The organism is Streptococcus sp. 68, assembly GCF_013277415.1.
Lineage (GTDB): Bacteria > Bacillota > Bacilli > Lactobacillales > Streptococcaceae > Streptococcus.
Genome location: NZ_VMMX01000005.1, coordinates 148,438 through 165,575, shown reverse-complemented (window position 1 = coordinate 165,575; position 17,138 = coordinate 148,438). Strand labels below are relative to the sequence as shown.

General features: G+C 39.9%; 6 protein-coding genes and 1 pseudogene. All 7 read left to right on the top strand.

The window, feature by feature from the left end:
• Positions 1-5: 5 nt before the first annotated feature.
• The 7 genes and pseudogenes from HT720_RS03105 to HT720_RS03075 all read left to right on the top strand — a co-directional run bounded on the left by HT720_RS03105 (position 6) and on the right by HT720_RS03075 (position 17,099).
• The gene (locus tag HT720_RS03105; protein WP_050252815.1) at positions 6-887 is read left to right on the top strand and encodes a DivIVA domain-containing protein; all 882 of its coding nucleotides are present in this window, start codon (positions 6-8) and stop codon (positions 885-887) included.
• Positions 888-1,139: 252 nt separating this feature from the next.
• Positions 1,140-3,932, top strand: coding sequence for an isoleucine--tRNA ligase (gene ileS, locus HT720_RS03100; RefSeq protein WP_173274679.1), 2,793 nt, complete (start codon positions 1,140-1,142; stop codon positions 3,930-3,932).
• A gap of 2,422 nt (positions 3,933-6,354) precedes the next feature.
• Positions 6,355-10,256, top strand: a pseudogene (locus tag HT720_RS10395) (ZmpA/ZmpB/ZmpC family metallo-endopeptidase); the annotation flags it as partial.
• Positions 10,257-10,400: 144 nt separating this feature from the next.
• Positions 10,401-11,093 (top strand): phosphoglycerate mutase, encoded by a 693-nt coding sequence (locus HT720_RS03090; RefSeq protein ID WP_000240129.1) that lies wholly within the window; start codon positions 10,401-10,403, stop codon positions 11,091-11,093.
• Positions 11,094-11,145: 52 nt separating this feature from the next.
• On the top strand, positions 11,146-13,557 hold the full coding sequence (locus tag HT720_RS03085) for a glycoside hydrolase family 95 protein (RefSeq protein ID WP_173274678.1): 2,412 nt from the start codon (positions 11,146-11,148) through the stop codon (positions 13,555-13,557).
• Between the two features lie 130 nt (positions 13,558-13,687).
• Positions 13,688-14,389, top strand: a complete 702-nt coding sequence (locus HT720_RS03080; protein ID WP_172931860.1) for an ABC transporter ATP-binding protein — start codon at positions 13,688-13,690, stop codon at positions 14,387-14,389.
• Position 14,390: 1 nt separating this feature from the next.
• Positions 14,391-17,099, top strand: a complete 2,709-nt coding sequence (locus HT720_RS03075; RefSeq protein WP_173274677.1) for an ABC transporter permease — start codon at positions 14,391-14,393, stop codon at positions 17,097-17,099.
• Positions 17,100-17,138: the final 39 nt, after the last annotated feature.

The following is a 17,138-nucleotide window of genomic DNA, read 5'->3' as shown; positions in this document are numbered from 1 at the left end:
ATAGAATGCCAATTACATCATTAGAAATAAAGGACAAGACCTTTGGAACTCGATTCAGAGGTTTTGATCCAGAAGAAGTCGATGAATTTTTAGATATTGTAGTTCGTGATTACGAAGATCTTGTTCGTGCGAATCATGATAAAGATTTGCGTATTAAGAGTTTAGAAGAGCGTTTGTCTTACTTTGATGAAATGAAAGATTCATTGAGCCAGTCTGTATTGATTGCCCAGGATACAGCTGAGCGAGTGAAACAAGCGGCACATGAACGTTCAAACAATATCATTCATCAAGCAGAGCAAGATGCGCAACGCTTGTTGGAAGAAGCTAAATATAAGGCAAACGAGATTCTTCGTCAAGCAACAGACAATGCTAAGAAAGTTGCTGTTGAAACCGAAGAATTGAAGAACAAGAGCCGTGTCTTCCACCAACGTCTTAAATCTACAATTGAGAGCCAGTTAGCTATTGTTGAATCTTCAGATTGGGAAGATATTCTCCGTCCAACAGCTACTTATCTTCAAACCAGTGATGAAGCCTTTAAAGAAGTGGTTAGTGAAGTACTTGGAGAACCGATTCCAGCTCCAATTGAGGAAGAACCAATTGATATGACACGTCAGTTCTCTCAAGCAGAAATGGCAGAGTTACAAGCTCGTATTGAGGCAGCCAATAAAGAATTGGCTGAATTTGAAGCTCAGGCTAAACAGGAAGTGGAAAATCCAACTCCTGTAGTGAGTCCTCAAATGGAAGAAGAGCCTGCTCATCCAGTTGGTCCAATGTACGAAGAACCAGAAGTAGCTCCAGTACATCCTTCGGCTCCAACACCAGCTACAGAAACGTTTGATTCAGCACCAGGATTTGAAGCACCGCAAGAATCTGTTACAATTTTATAAGAAATGATATGAGAACAATATCTTATCTTTATATTTCCAGCGAGCAGGAGATGGTGTGAGTCCTGTAATCCCTATTGATAAGGTTATCCTCTCAAAAACTCAAGTCTGAATGGAGTAAGATTTGACGTTCCCCACGTTACGGGATAAGAGGGAGAAAGACTAGATCTTTTTCCGAATAAAGGTGGTACCACGATTTTCGTCCTTTTTGGCAGTCGTGGTTTTTAATTTGTTATTATTTATAAAGGAGATACCATGAAACTCAAAGATACCCTTAATCTTGGGAAAACAGCTTTCCCAATGCGTGCAGGCCTTCCGACCAAAGAGCCAGTTTGGCAAAAGGAATGGGAAGATGCAAAACTTTACCAACGTCGTCAAGAATTGAACCAAGGAAAACCTCATTTCACCTTGCATGATGGCCCTCCATACGCGAACGGAAATATTCACGTTGGACACGCTATGAATAAGATTTCAAAAGATATCATTGTTCGTTCAAAATCAATGTCAGGTTTTTACGCACCATTTATCCCAGGTTGGGATACTCATGGTCTGCCAATCGAGCAAGTTTTGGCAAAACAAGGTGTTAAACGTAAAGAAATGGACTTGGTTGAGTACTTGAAACTTTGCCGTGAATACGCTCTTTCTCAAGTAGATAAACAACGCGAAGACTTCAAACGTTTGGGTGTTTCTGGTGACTGGGAAAATCCATATGTGACTTTGACTCCTGACTATGAAGCAGCCCAAATCCGTGTATTTGGTGAGATGGCTAATAAAGGTTATATCTACCGTGGTGCCAAGCCAGTTTACTGGTCTTGGTCATCTGAGTCTGCCCTTGCTGAAGCAGAGATTGAATACCATGACTTGGTTTCAACTTCCCTTTACTATGCCAACAAGGTTAAGGACGGAAAAGGTATCCTAGATACAGATACTTATATCGTTGTTTGGACAACTACTCCATTTACTATCACAGCTTCTCGTGGTTTGACTGTTGGAGCGGATATTGATTATGTCTTGGTTCAACCTGCTGGTGAAGCTCGTAAGTTTGTCGTTGCTGCAGAATTATTGACTAGCTTGTCTGAAAAATTTGGCTGGGTTGATGTTCAAGTCTTGGCAACTTACAGTGGTCAAGAACTCAACCACATCGTAACAGAACACCCATGGGATACAGCTGTAGATGAGCTCGTTATCCTTGGTGACCACGTTACAACTGACTCTGGTACAGGTATTGTCCATACAGCCCCTGGTTTTGGTGAGGACGACTACAATGTCGGTATTGCTAATGGTCTTGAAGTCGCAGTGACTGTTGACGAACGTGGTATCATGATGAAGAATGCTGGTCCTGAGTTTGAAGGTCAATTCTATGAAAAGGTAGTTCCAACTGTTATCGAGAAACTTGGTAACCTCCTTCTTGCCCAAGAAGAAATCTCTCACTCATACCCATTTGACTGGCGTACTAAGAAACCAATCATCTGGCGTGCAGTACCACAATGGTTTGCTTCAGTTTCTAAATTCCGCCAAGAAATCTTGGATGAAATTGAAAAAGTGAAATTCCACTCAGAATGGGGTAAAGTTCGTCTTTACAACATGATTCGTGACCGTGGTGACTGGGTTATCTCTCGTCAACGTGCTTGGGGTGTTCCACTTCCTATCTTCTATGCTGAAGATGGTACAGCAATCATGACTGCTGAAACGATTGAGCATGTAGCTCAACTCTTTGAGGAACATGGTTCAAGCATTTGGTGGGAACGTGATGCCAAAGACCTCTTACCAGAAGGATTTACTCATCCAGGTTCACCAAATGGCGAGTTCAAAAAAGAAACTGATATCATGGACGTTTGGTTTGACTCAGGTTCATCATGGAATGGAGTTGTGGTAAACCGTCCTGAGTTGACTTACCCAGCAGACCTTTACCTAGAAGGTTCTGACCAGTACCGTGGTTGGTTCAACTCATCACTCATCACATCTGTTGCTAACCATGGCGTAGCACCTTACAAGCAAATCTTGTCACAAGGTTTTGCTCTTGACGGTAAAGGTGAGAAGATGTCTAAATCTCTTGGAAATACCATTGCTCCAAGCGATGTTGAAAAACAATTTGGTGCAGAAATCTTGCGTCTCTGGGTAACAAGCGTAGACTCAAGCAACGACGTGCGTATCTCTATGGATATCTTGAGCCAAGTTTCTGAAACTTACCGCAAGATCCGTAACACTCTTCGTTTCTTGATTGCCAATACATCTGACTTTAACCCAGCTGAGGATGCAGTAGCTTACGAAGAACTTCGTTCAGTTGATAAGTACATGACCATCCGCTTTAACCAGCTTGTTAAGACAATTCGTGATGCTTATGCTGACTTTGAATTCTTGACAATCTATAAAGCACTAGTGAACTTTATCAACGTTGACTTGTCAGCCTTCTACCTTGATTTTGCCAAAGATGTTGTCTACATCGAAGGTGCTAAATCACTTGAACGCCGTCAAATGCAGACTGTTTTCTATGACATTCTTGTGAAAATCACGAAACTCTTGACACCAATCCTTCCTCACACTGCGGAAGAAATCTGGTCATACCTTGAGTTTGAAGCCGAAGACTTCGTTCAATTGTCAGAATTACCAGAAGCAGAAACTTTTGCTAATCAAGAAGAAATCTTGGATACATGGGCTGCCTTCATGGACTTCCGTGGACAAGCTCAAAAAGCCTTGGAAGAAGCGCGTAATGCAAAAGTTATCGGTAAATCACTTGAAGCACACTTGATAGTTTATCCAAACGAAGTTGTGAAAACTCTACTTGAAGCAGTAAACAGCAATGTGGCTCAACTCTTGATCGTGTCAGACTTGACCATTGCAGAAGGACCAGCTCCAGAAGCTGCTGTTAGCTTCGAAGATGTAGCCTTTACAGTTGAACGCGCTGCAGGCCAAGTATGTGACCGTTGCCGTCGTATCGACCCAACAACAGCAGAACGCAGCTACCAGGCAGTCATCTGTGACCACTGTGCAAGTATCGTAGAAGAAAACTTTGCGGACGCAGTCGCAGAAGGATTTGAAGAGAAATAAGGTTGAAAAGTTTCTATGCGTCTAGTATATAAAAATCAGTTATTCCAAGTTTATAATCTCTCTTGTGAGATGCTAAAGTTTGATGAGAATTGGTTTTGCTAATACTAGGAGAAAGTAAGTATGCTAAAATCGCAAGATTGTTTTTCTTGCGATTTCTTAAACTAGTGAGGAAAAATAAACATTATGAGACAAACAAATGTTAGAGGAAGCTTGTCCCTCCGTGGCTTTAGAAAATTGAGAACTGGTGCAATTGTTGCGACAGGTGTCATTTTATTGGGTCTGGGCTTTTTAGCTCCAACTGTGTCAGCCAGTGAACAAGATGGTATCTGGGTAGCCAGAACAGTTGAGGAAGTGAAAGCTGACCTTCAAAAAGAAGGTGATTTATTTAAGTATGTCATTAAGTGGGGAGATACATTAAGTGTTATCAGCGAAGCAAGCAATATCCCGGTAGATGTACTCCAAGAAATGAATCAAGCTTCAGGTAAGAATTTATTCTTACCACACAATGAATTGTATTTTACTGAATCTGAAACGGTTTCAGATACAGTCACAAAACACAAGATTGTCATCAAAGAAAGTGGTGCAAGTGGCGAAGTTCGCACTTACGAAGTCTTGCTCAAGAAAGACCAAGAGACAAAAGCTGTTACCTTTGAATTAACAGATGTCACTGAGAAAGTTGAAAAAATGGCTGTGAACTATAGCTCAGTCTATCAGCCTGTATCAGCACCAGTAGTGGAAAGAGCGGAAGAATCGGGTGAAGAACCTGCTTCAGAAGCACCAGCAGAGACAAGCCCAGAAGTTAAAGAAGAAACAGAAGCTCCAGTAGCACAAAAAGCAGAAGAGCCAACTGTAACAACGCCAAAAGCAGAAAAACCAGTGTCTCCAGCACCAACAGAATCAGCGCCAGAGGTAGAAAAACCAGCTGAGCCTAAAGAAGCAGAATCAACACCTGAAGGAACATTTACAGGAACAGCAGAATCAGCACCAGATTCAACAGAATTAGTGGCAAATGGAGCTTCAGGAAGAACAGAAGGGGCTTCAGAAGTAACTCCAGGAGTAACAGGAAAAGAAACTGAAGAATCAGGAACAGAAGCACCTACAACTCCAAAAGAAGATACACCTGAAGGAACAGTTTCAGAAGGAGAAACAGGAACAGAGTCAGCAGAATTGGCTGAACCAAAAACAGAAGCACCTACAACTCCAGAAAATAAAGAAGAACAACCAGGTGCAACAGAAGCACCGGAACCACAAGTAACAGAGTCCGAGGCAGCGAAACCAGCTCCAAAAGAAGCAGGAACAACAGCAGGAAATGAAGTAAAAGAAACTGAAGAAGCAGGAACAGGTTCAGAAGTAGCTACAACAGGTGCACCAGCAGCGGAAGGAAGTTCAGAAGCGACTCTAGGTTCAACAGAAGAAGCTTCAGGAACAACACCAAAAGCAGAAGTTTCAGAAGCACCAGTGGCAGAGGCTACAACTTCAGGAGAACAAAGTCAACCAGCAGAAGAAACTCCAGCACCATCAAAACCAGAAACCCCAGCTTCAACAGAAGCAGCTACAGAGGCTACAACTTCAAGTGAAGTAGGCAATGCAGAAGAAACCTCTGTTGAGGAGACAGGAAAACAAGATAGCGCAACAAATACACCGTCAGCTGAGTCTAAAGAAGAAGCGGTAACAACACCAGAAGCAACAGAAAAAGAAGCAAAAGCAGAAGAGTCAGCAGAACCAGGAACATCTGCAACTGTGGAATCAACACCAGCAGGAGAAGAAGGTAAAGCCGAAGCAACGGAAGAAGCTGAAGAACCAGGAATAATAGCAGAAGCAACTCCAGCACCAAAAGAATCAGGAGAAGAAGGTAAAGCGGAGGATTCAGTTTCTTCAACTGAATCTTCATCAACTGCTTCTGAAGGGGAGTCAACAGCTACGCAGCCAGCTGTAGAAGCAGAAACAGATTCAACATCGGAAGCTGAAGAACTTGCAACTACGGAAACAGCAACAGCACCAAAAGCGGAAGAGCCAGAGGCGGCAACCCCAGCTTCAGAAGTACCATCAGAATCAGAGTCGAAAGAAGAAGATTCATCTGCAGGGGATACAACAGTTACAGAAGAACAGCCGGCTTCAGAAACTGTCTCTGAAGGTGGGGCACCAGCTACACAACCAGCTGGAGAAGAAAATAAATCCGAACCAACGTCAGAAACTTCAACTATTCCATCTGTAGATGCTACAAATGATTCAGGTAATTCAGAGTCATCACCTTCAGTAACAGAAGGCAATAAAGAAGAAACAAATTCACAAAATACTGAAGCTTCGACTGTGAACGAAAACTCAGAATCATCTAATTCAGATTCAGAAAAACCACAGGGTGATGAACCAGCTGTACAAGTAGGATCAGACCCAACAGCGTCAACAGAAGGAACATCTACAGGAAAAGAAGAATCAGCACCAAAAGCAGAAGAAAAACAAGTCGACAAGAAACTAGAACTTAGAAATATTTCAAATGTGGAATTGTTTACAGTAGAAAATAATAAATATCGACATGTAACTTCACTTGCGAGTGTTCCAACTACTCCAACTGATTACTTTATGAAAATAAAATCAGAGAACTTTAAAGATGTTATGTTGCCAGTTAAGAGTATTGAGAGTGTTAGAAAAGATAATCAAGATGTTTACAAAATTGTAGGACAAGCTAACGATTTAATTCAACACGAAAACAATAGTACTTTAGACAATTACACTTACTACCTACCTAAGATGGTGAGAAGTGAAAATGGAGTTTATACATCGTTTAAAAATCTAGTAGATGCTATGAATAGTAATCCTTCTGGAGAGTTTCGTTTAGGGGCAACTATGGATGCTCGTGAAGTAGAACTTCAAGATGGTCAAGAAAGTTATATTGATAAAGAGTTTAGTGGTAATTTAATAGGTGAAAACAAAGGTAAGTATTATGCTATATATAACTTGAAAAAACCATTATTTAGAACTTTAAACCGTGCTACAGTAAAAGATATTTCAATAAAAGATGTAAATATTTCTGCAAAAGATCACTCTGCTACAATAGCTAAAGAAGCGAAAAATGGTACTAACATTACTAATGTTCACTCATCTGGTGTAATTGCTGGTGAACGTAGCATTGGTGGATTAGCTTCACAAGTAACTAACTCTACAATTTCTAATAGTAGTTTTACTGGAAGAATAACTAATACTTATGATACAAGAGCTACTTATCAAATAGGTGGTTTAGTAGGAAAACTTTCAGGAGCTAGTGCTTCAATAGATAAATCAATTTCTTCTATTGATATGGCGACAAATGCTAATACAGGAGACCAGGTTGTTGGTGGTATAGCGGGAGCTGTAGATAAAAAAGCAACAATTAGAAATAGTTATGCTGAAGGAAATCTTAATAATGTAAAACATTTCGGTTATGTTGGAGGAATAGCTGGGTATCTTTGGGATAGGGATACTTCAGAACTAAGTAACTCTGGTAATCTTACAAACGTATTAAGTGACGTTAATGTTACGAACGGTAATGCTATTACGGGGTATGATTTTACAGGTATAAAAGCAATAGACACATACAGTAATAAAAATAATAAGGTAGTTAATGTAGAGCAAGTAGATGATGAAGTATTAAGTAGAGATTCAGAAAAACAAAGAGGTACTATATTAGAAAATAATAAAGTTCTTGAGAAAAAAGCTGCACTTGTTACTAAGAAAAATACTAAGATTGAAGAATTCAACTTCTCATCTAGATATGTAACTGACTATAGAAATCTTGAAAATGCTGATTCATCAAAAGAACAAGTTTATAAAAATATAGAAAAACTATTACCATTCTATAATAGAGAAACAATAGTTAAGTACGGGAATTTAGTAGATACTAATAGTAATCTTTACAATAAACAATTATTGTCAGTAGTGCCTATGAAAGATAAAGAAGTAATTAGTGATATTAATGGAAATAAATCTAGTATAAATAAACTATTACTATATTACGCAGATAATACATCTGAAACGGTAAATGTACAATACCAAAGTGATTTTTCAAATGTAGCAGAGTATGGTGTGAACGGTACAAAATTAATTTACACACCTAATACATTACTTCGTAATAATAAAAATATTTTAGATGAAGTATTACCAGAATTAAATAAAGTAGAATATAAATCAGATGCAATTAGAAAAGTATTAGATATTTCTAAGGATATCAGTTTAACAGAATTATATCTAGATGAACAATTTGAAAAAACAAAAGAAGCTATAGGTGATAGTTTAGCGAAACTTCTGTCAGCAGATGCAGCAATCGCTGAGAATAGTAATTCGATAATTGATAATTATGTAATCGAGAAAATCAAGAAAAATAAAGAGGCGTTACTTCTAGGTTTAACATATCTTGAACGCTGGTATAATTTTAAATATGATAATGCAAGTGCAAAAGATTTAGTATTATATCATTTAGATTTCTTTGGTAAATCAAATAGTTCAGCTCTAGATAATGTTATTGAATTAGGTAAATCTGGCTTTAACAATTTACTAGCGAAAAATAATGTAATTACTTACAATGTATTATTATCTAAAAATTATGGAACTGAAAGTTTATTTAAAGCATTAGAAGGATATAGAAAAGTATTCTTACCAAAAACTTCTAACAATGAGTGGTTTAAAACTCAAACTAAAGCACATATTGTAGAAGAAAAATCTACAATTGAAGAGGTAAGTAAAAAACAATCAGAACAAGGAACTAAGTATTCTATAGGTGTCTATGATAGATTAACTAGTCCATCATGGAAATATCAAAGTATGGTCTTACCGTTATTAACTTTACCAGAAGAAAAAATGATATTTATGATTGCCAATATTTCAACTATAGGATTTGGTGCTTATGATAGATATAGAAGTTCTGAATATCCTGAGGGAGAAAAATTAAACAAATTTGTAGAAGATAATGCACAAGAAGCGGCTAAACGATTTAGAGATCATTATGATTATTGGTACAAAATACTAGATACGAAAGAAAAAGATAAATTGTTTAGAAGTATTTTGGTATATGATTCTTTTAGATTTGGTAATGATAAAGATAAAAATACTAGTCAAGCAGATTTTGAAACTGATCATCCAGCAATAAAACATTTCTTCGGTCCTGCGGGGAATAATGTTGTTCATAATGGACACGGAGCATATGCTACGGGAGATGCGTTCTACTATATGGCTTATCGTATGCTTGATAAATCTGGTGCGGTAACATATACTCATGAAATGACACATAATTCTGATAGAGAGATTTATCTTGGAGGATATGGAAGAAGAAATGGGCTTGGACCAGAGTTTTATGCAAAAGGATTATTGCAAGCTCCTGATCATCCAAATGATGCAACAATCACGATAAACTCTGTGTTGAAATATAATGAAGCGGAAAATGCTGATAGACTACAAGTAAAAGATCCAACTCAACGATTTAATAATGCAGAAGATTTACGTAAATATATGCACAATTTATTTGATTTAGTTTATACACTTGAGATGTTAGAAGGAGAAGCAGTAGCTAAGTTAGATAGCAATCAAAAATATGATCTGTTGAGAAAAGTTGAGAATAAATTTAAACCTGATCCTGATGGAAATGAGGTTTACGCAACAAATGTTGTTCGTAGATTAAAACTAGATGAGCTTAATAAATTAACTTCTTTCAATAGTTTAATAGAAAACGATATAATCACAAGAAGAGGGTATATTGATGAAGGTGAGTATAAACGAAATGGATACTACACAATCAATCTTTTCTCGCCAATATATTCTGCCTTAAGTAGTGATAAAGGGACTCCGGGTGATTTAATGGCTCGTCGTATGGCATTTGAACTATTAGCTGCAAAAGGATATAAAGAAGGTATGGTACCATATATTTCTAACCAATATGAAAATGAAGCGAAAGCTAATGGAAGTAAAATTAATTCATACGGTAAAGAAGTAGGATTGGTAACTGATAAATTAGTGCTTAATAAGATATTTAATAACCAGTATTCATCTTGGGCTGATTTTAAAAAAGCAATGTATAAAGAACGAGAAAGTAAATTTAATAAATTAACAAATATTAACTTTATAGATCCAACTAATTGGAGACGTCAAGAGACGGTAACTATTGATAATATTAGTAAGTTAAAAACATTGATTGAAAAAGCGGTGCAAGAAGATGCTACTAATTATGCTTCAATATTATATCCAAAAGAAAGTAGTAAAGTTTACAAACTTAAAAAAGCTATTTTCAAAGCTTATCTAGATCAAACTGATGATTTTAGAACTTCAATATTTGATGAGGAAAATAAATTTACTAATTAGGGTAGCACATGAAGATAGGTTTCGTTTCTTCATGTGTGAAACTCTTTCCTTTTTGGTTATGACTAGCTTTTTTGTGAAAAATTGTGTAAAATAGAATAGATAAACGAGGGGAAACCTCGGAAAATTTAAAGGAGAATCCATCTAATGGTAAAATTGGTTTTTGCTCGCCACGGTGAGTCTGAATGGAACAAAGCTAACCTTTTCACTGGTTGGGCTGATGTTGATTTGTCTGAAAAAGGTACACAACAAGCGATTGACGCTGGTAAATTGATCAAAGAAGCTGGTATCGAATTTGACCAAGCTTACACTTCAGTATTGAAACGTGCGATCAAAACAACTAACTTGGCTCTTGAAGCTTCTGACCAATTGTGGGTTCCAGTTGAAAAATCATGGCGCTTGAACGAACGTCACTACGGTGGTTTGACTGGTAAAAACAAAGCTGAAGCTGCTGAACAATTTGGTGATGAGCAAGTTCACATCTGGCGTCGTTCATACGATGTATTGCCTCCAAACATGGACCGTGATGATGAGCACTCAGCTCACACTGACCGTCGTTACGCTTCACTTGACGACTCAGTTATCCCAGATGCTGAAAACTTGAAAGTGACTTTGGAACGTGCCCTTCCATTCTGGGAAGATAAAATCGCTCCAGCTCTTAAAGATGGTAAAAACGTATTCGTAGGAGCTCACGGTAACTCAATCCGTGCCCTTGTAAAACATATCAAAGGTTTGTCAGATGACGAAATCATGGACGTGGAAATCCCTAACTTCCCACCATTGGTATTCGAATTTGACGAAAAATTGAACGTAGTTTCTGAATACTACCTTGGAAAATAAAAAATTGTAAGTCTAGAATTGATTTCTAGGCTTTTTATGTTAGTATGGTAGTATGATAAGGAATAAAAAACAAGATTATGTACTGGCCTACAAGCAACCAGCGTCAACAACATATAAGGGCTGGGAAGAAGAGGCCTTACCGATAGGAAATGGTTCTTTAGGGGCAAAAGTATTTGGGCTTATAGGGGCTGAGCGGATTCAATTCAATGAAAAAAGTCTCTGGTCTGGAGGTCCACTTCCTGATAGTTCAGATTATCAGGGTGGAAATCTTCAAGAACAGCATAACTTTTTAGCTGAGATTCGGCAGGCTTTGGAAAAGAGAGATTACAATCGGGCTAAGGAACTGGCTGAACAGCACCTGGTCGGGCCCAAAACGAGTCAATATGGGACCTATCTGTCCTTTGGGGATATTTTCATTGAGTTCAGCCAGCAAGGTACGACTTTGTCTCAGGTGACGAACTATCAGAGACAGCTGAATATTAGTAAGGCACTTGCGACGACTTCTTATGTCTATAAGGGAACGAAATTTGAACGTGAAGCCTTTGCCAGTTTTCCAGATGATCTCTTGGTTCAGCGCTTTACTAAGGAAGGGTTGGAAACTCTAGATTTTACTATAGAACTGTCGCTAAGTCGTGATTTGGCTTCTGATGGAAAGTATGAGCAGGAAAAATCTGATTACAAGGAATGTCAGCTGGATATCACTGATTCTCATATCTTGATGAAGGGGCGAGTTAAGGATAATGACCTGCAGTTTGCTAGTTATCTAGCTTGGCAAACGGATGGAGACATTAGAGTCAGGTCAGATAAGGTTCAGATATCAGGAGCCAGTTATGCCAATCTTTTCTTGGTAGCTAAGACGGATTTTGCCCAAAATCCTGCTAGCAATTATCGCAAGAAACTAGATTTAGAGCAACAGGTGATAGACTTGGTGGACACAGCTAAAGAAAAGGGCTATGCCCAATTGAAATCAAGGCATATTGAGGACTACCAAGCCTTATTCCAACGTGTTCAATTGGATTTGGGGTCTGATGTTGACGCATCCACTACAGATGATTTGTTAAAAAATTATAAGCCACAAGAGGGGCAGGCTTTGGAGGAGCTGTTCTTCCAGTATGGACGGTATTTATTGATTAGTTCTTCCAGAGACTGCCCAGATGCTCTACCAGCTAACCTACAAGGGGTCTGGAATGCGGTCGATAATCCTCCTTGGAATTCGGACTATCACTTAAATGTCAATCTGCAGATGAATTATTGGCCAGCCTATGTTACCAATCTCCTAGAGACGGCCTTTCCGGTCATCAACTATGTAGATGATTTGCGTGTCTATGGTCGCATATCGGCTGCAAGGTATGCAGGAATCGTCTCTCAGGAAGGGGAGGAAAATGGTTGGTTGGTTCATACTCAAGCGACTCCCTTTGGTTGGACAGCACCTGGTTGGGATTACTATTGGGGTTGGTCACCAGCTGCCAATGCGTGGATGATGCAAACCGTTTATGAAGCCTATTCATTTTACAGGGACCAAGACTATCTCAGGGAGAAAATTTATCCCATGTTGAGGGAAACGGTTCGTTTTTGGAATGCCTTTTTACATAAGGATCAGCAGGCGCAGCGTTGGGTCTCTTCTCCATCTTATTCGCCAGAACATGGGCCGATTTCGATTGGCAATACCTATGACCAATCTCTGATTTGGCAGTTATTTCATGATTTTATTCAGGCTGCTCAAGAATTGGGACTGGATGAGGCTTTGTTGACTGAGGTTAAGGAGAAGTTTGACTTGCTTAATCCTCTTCAAATCACTCAATCTGGTCGAATCAGAGAGTGGTATGAGGAGGAAGAACAGTATTTTCAAAATGAGAAAGTGGAGGCCCAGCATCGGCACGCTTCCCATCTGGTGGGACTCTATCCTGGAACTCTCTTTAGCTATAAGGGAAAAGAGTATCTTGAAGCCGCGCGTGCTAGTCTTAATGATCGTGGAGATGGGGGCACAGGTTGGTCCAAGGCAAATAAGCTCAATCTCTGGGCGCGTTTGGGAGATGGCAATCGAGCCCATAAATTATTAGCAGAGCAGTTAAAATCATCGACCTTGCCAAATCTTTGGTGTAGCCATCCTCCTTTTCAGATAGATGGTAATTTTGGTGCTACTAGTGGCATGGCAGAAATGTTGCTCCAGTCTCACACGGCTTATCTGGTGCCTCTAGCCGCCCTACCTGATGCATGGTCAACAGGTTCCGTTTCAGGCTTAATGGCACGTGGACATTTTGAAATTAGCATGAGGTGGGCGGATAAAAAACTCTTACAGATGACCATTTTATCAAGAAGCGCGGGAGATTTGCGAGTTTCTTATCCAGATATTGAGAAGAGTGTGGTTGAAGTGAATCAAGAAAAAGCAGAGGTGAAATGCATGGGGAAAGATTGTATTTCGGTAGCAACAGCAGAAGGCGATCTGGTTCAATTTTATTTTTAAGAAGATGTTAGAAGGCAGTAGTTTGAGACTGCCTTTTAATAAGGATTTGAGAATGTAAGCAGTTTCCAACTAGTTGAAAAAGCGTTATAATGGTAGTAGGAAGTAATTTGTTTGAGAGAGGGTGGGTCTGATGGCTTATATTGAGATGAAACACTGTTACAAGCGTTATCAGGTTGGGGACACGGAGATTGTGGCCAATCGTGATGTGAATTTTGAGATTGAGAAGGGTGAATTGGTTATTATTCTAGGTGCGTCTGGTGCAGGCAAGTCAACGGTTCTTAACCTTCTTGGGGGAATGGATACCAATGATGAAGGGGAAATCTGGATTGATGGTGCCAATATTGCAGACTATAGTTCCCACCAGAGAACCAATTACCGTAGAAATGATGTCGGGTTTGTTTTTCAGTTTTATAATCTAGTTTCCAATCTAACCGCTAAGGAAAATGTGGAGTTGGCTTCAGAAATCGTGACGGATGCCTTGGATCCTGAGCAGGTCTTGACAGATGTAGGTCTGACTCATCGTCTCAATAATTTTCCAGCCCAGCTTTCTGGAGGGGAGCAACAGCGAGTCTCCATTGCACGCGCAGTAGCTAAAAATCCTAAAATTCTCCTTTGTGATGAACCGACAGGCGCTTTGGATTATCAGACGGGCAAGCAGGTTTTGAAAATTCTGCAAGACATGTCTCGTCAAAAGGGAGCGACGGTAATCATCGTGACTCACAATGGAGCTTTGGCGCCCATTGCGGATCGCGTGATTCATATGCACGATGCCAGTGTCAAGGATGTGGTGCTCAACCAGCATCCTCAGGATATCGACAGTTTGGAGTACTAGTATGATCAAGCGAAAGACTTATTGGAAGGACTTAATTCAGTCCTTCACAGGCTCCAAGGGACGTTTTTTATCCATCTTGACCTTGATGATGTTGGGGTCTCTAGCCCTAGTAGGTCTCAAAGTAACCAGTCCCAATATGGAGGCGACAGCTAATGCTTATTTAATAAATGCTCAAACCTTGGATTTAGCAGTTATGTCTAATTATGGTTTGGATCAAGCAGATCAAGAAGAACTAGAACAGACTCAGGGTGCAGAGGTCGAGTTTGGCTATTTGACAGATGTGACTATGGAGAATGGGCAGGATGCCATTCGGCTGTACTCCAAACCAGAGCGAATTTCAACCTTTCAGCTAAGAGAGGGACGACTTCCTCAGTCAGACAAGGAAATCGCTTTGGCCACTCATTTGCAAGGCCAATACAGCGTGGGACAGGAGATTAGTTTTAAAGAAAAAGAAGAGGGTCATTCCCCTTTAAAAGACCATACTTATACCATTACTGGTTTTGTGGATTCAGCTGAAATCCTCTCCCAGCGAGATATGGGCTACGCAGGAAGTGGAAGTGGGACTCTGACAGCCTATGGGGTGATTTTACCTAGTCAGTTTGATCAGAAAGTCTACAATATAGCTCGTTTGAAATATCAAGATTTAGCAGGATTAAATGCTTTTTCAGCAGCTTATGAACAGAAATCCAAGCAACATCAGGAAGAACTTGAACAAGTTCTATCTGATAATGGCAAGGCACGTCTACAACTCTTGAGAAAAGAAGGACAAGAGTCTCTAGACAAAGGCAAAGAAACCCTTGATAAGGCTGAGACTAATCTGCAGGAAGGCCAGCGTCGTTTAGCAGCTGCTCAAGCTCGTTTACAGGCTCAGGAAAGTCAACTAGCCTTGCTTCCTCAAGCTCAGAGAGAGCTGGCTAGTGCTCAACTTACCCAAGCTAAGCAGGAATTGGGTAAAGAAGAGGATAGACTAAAGCAGGCTGAACAAAATCTAGCCCAAGAAAAGGAAAAACTAGAAAAACATCAGCAAGCCTTGGATGATTTGGCTGAGCCCAAGTATCAAGTCTATAATCGTCAGACCATGCCTGGAGGTCAAGGCTACCTCATGTATAGTAATGCTTCAGCCAGTATTCGGGCAGTGGGCAATATCTTTCCTGTAGTGCTTTATGCCGTAGCAGCTATGGTGACCTTTACCACCATGACTCGTTTTGTGGATGAAGAGCGAACTCATGCAGGGATTTTTAAGGCCTTGGGCTATCGTAGCAAGGATATTATTGCCAAGTTTCTCCTTTACGGTCTAGTAGCTGGGACTGTCGGAACGGCTCTAGGCAGTATCCTTGGCCATTATTTACTAGCCGGTGTGATTTCAAGTGTCATTACAAAAGGCATGGTGGTGGGAGAAACCCAGATTCAGATCTATTGGACCTATAGCTTACTGGCTCTTGTCTTGAGTTGGTTGGCAAGTGTGTTACCAGCCTACTTGGTAGCTAGTAGAGAACTTCATGACGAAGCAGCCCAGCTTTTATTGCCTAAACCTCCTGTTAAAGGAGCTAAAATCTTACTGGAGCGCATCGGTTTTATTTGGCGTCGTCTCAGTTTTACTCATAAGGTGACAGCCCGCAATATCTTTCGTTATAAGCAGCGGATGTTGATGACGATCTTTGGTGTGGCAGGTTCTGTAGCTCTGCTTTTTGCAGGTTTGGGAATCCAATCCTCTGTAGCAGGAGTTCCTTCTAAACAGTTTCAACAAATCCAACAGTATCAAATGATTGTCTCTGAAAATCCTAGTGCGACCAATCAAGACAAGGCAGAGTTGGAAGAAGTGTTGAAAGAGCAAGATATCCAAGCTTATCAGAAAATCTATTCTAAAACGCTAGACAAGGATTTCAAAGGTAAGGCTGGTCTTCAAACCATTACTCTTATGATGACAGATAAGGAGGATTTGACTCCCTTTATCCATCTGCAAGACCATCAGCAAGAGTTGACATTAAAAGATGGAGTTGTTATTACAGCTAAACTCGCCCAGTTGGCAGGTGTCAAGGTTGGACAGACTCTAGAAATTGAAGGTAAGAAGCTAAAGGTCGCTGCTATTGCTGAGAACTATGTTGGTCATTTTATTTATATGAGTCATACTGACTATGAGCAACTTTACGGACAGCTACCCCAAGCCAACACTTATCTGGTTTCGCTAAAGGATTCTAGTGCGCCTAGTATTGAAAGGCAGGCAGGCTTGCTTATGAATCAAGCTGCGGTGTCCAGCGTTGTCCAAAATGCTTCAGCCATTCGACTCTTTGACTCGGTCGCTAGCTCACTCAATCAGACTATGACTATCTTAGTTATCGTGTCGGTTCTGTTGGCTATTGTTATCCTCTACAATCTGACCAATATCAACGTGGCTGAGAGAATCCGTGAACTCTCCACTATCAAGGTGCTCGGTTTTCATAATAATGAAGTCACCCTCTACATTTATCGTGAGACGATTGTGCTGTCCCTTGTGGGAATCGTACTTGGTTTGGTATCTGGTTTCTATTTACATCAATTTTTGATTCAAATGATTTCGCCTGCGACTATTCTCTTTTATCCGCAGGTAGGCTGGGAAGTCTACGTAATCCCAGTGGCAGCAGTAAGCATCATTTTGACCTTGCTTGGTTTCTTTGTCAATTATCATCTGAGAAAGGTTGATATGCTTGAAGCCTTGAAATCTGTAGAGTAAGGCAGTTGGTTTTAGCTGATTGAAATTATATTTACTCGT

Bases quoted from the DNA above. Each gene is read 5' to 3' on its own strand.
- HT720_RS03090 (WP_000240129.1), top strand. From the start codon at position 10,401: ATGGTAAAATTGGTTTTTGCTCGCCACGGTGAGTCTGAATGGAACAAA.
- HT720_RS03085 (WP_173274678.1), top strand. From the start codon at position 11,146: ATGATAAGGAATAAAAAACAAGATTATGTACTGGCCTACAAGCAACCA.
- HT720_RS03080 (WP_172931860.1), top strand. From the start codon at position 13,688: ATGGCTTATATTGAGATGAAACACTGTTACAAGCGTTATCAGGTTGGG.
- ileS (WP_173274679.1), top strand. From the start codon at position 1,140: ATGAAACTCAAAGATACCCTTAATCTTGGGAAAACAGCTTTCCCAATG.
- HT720_RS03075 (WP_173274677.1), top strand. From the start codon at position 14,391: ATGATCAAGCGAAAGACTTATTGGAAGGACTTAATTCAGTCCTTCACA.
- HT720_RS03105 (WP_050252815.1), top strand. From the start codon at position 6: ATGCCAATTACATCATTAGAAATAAAGGACAAGACCTTTGGAACTCGA.